This window comes from Archangium violaceum Cb vi76, assembly GCF_000733295.1.
Taxonomy (GTDB): Bacteria; Myxococcota; Myxococcia; order Myxococcales; family Myxococcaceae; genus Archangium; species Archangium violaceum.
In genome coordinates this window covers 1-710 of sequence record NZ_JPMI01000023.1, presented here as the reverse complement: position 1 = coordinate 710, position 710 = coordinate 1, and the positions used below count along the sequence as shown (strand labels likewise).

Here is a 710-nt window from a genome sequence, read left to right as displayed (position 1 = left end):
GTCATGGGGGAGCAGCGCCCGAGGGTGTCCCGTGGCGGCGTCCCAGAGCCGTGCGGTCTTGTCCTCGCTGCCGGTGACGACCGAGCCGCCCTCGGGACTGAAGGCCACCGAAAGCACCTTGCCCCCATGATGCAGGGTCGCCAGGGCCGCGCCGGTGGAGGAACTCCACAACCGGGCCGTCTTGTCCTCGCTGGCGGTGGCCACGCGCCTGCCCTCCGGGCTGAAGGTGATGGCACGGATGCGGGCATCGTGCCGCAAGGGCCCGGCCACGAGCCCGCCCTTGTCCACACGCCACAGGCGCGCGGCGTTGTCCTCACTGGCGGTGACCACGCTCCCGCCACCCGGGCTGAAGGCCACGGCCGTGACGGCCTTGTCGTGCGGCAGGAACACGAGCGGCGGACGGGGCGAGACCTCCCACAACGAGGCGCGATTGCCATCGCTGGCGGTGGCCAGCGTCTTGCCGTCCGGGCTGAAGCCTACGCCATTGACGGCGTTCTCATGGGGCAGGAACAGGAGCTGCCGGCCGGACTCCACGTCCCAGAGGCGCGCGGTCTTGTCGCTGCTGGCGGTGGCCAGCGTCTTGCCCTCCGGGCCGAAGGCCACGGCCGTGACGGCCTTGTCATGGGGGAGGACCACGCTGACGGGCAGGCGGGTGGCCACCTCCCACAGCCGGGCGATCTTGTCATCGCTGGCGGTGGCCAGGAGCGTGC

Annotated in this window: 1 protein-coding gene; it reads right to left on the bottom strand. The window is 71.8% G+C overall.

All coding sequences use genetic code 11. From position 1 onward, the window contains the following. Positions 1 to 710, bottom strand: a 710-nt coding sequence (locus Q664_RS04175) for a WD40 repeat domain-containing protein (protein ID WP_043390009.1), incomplete at both ends; no start/stop codon positions are given.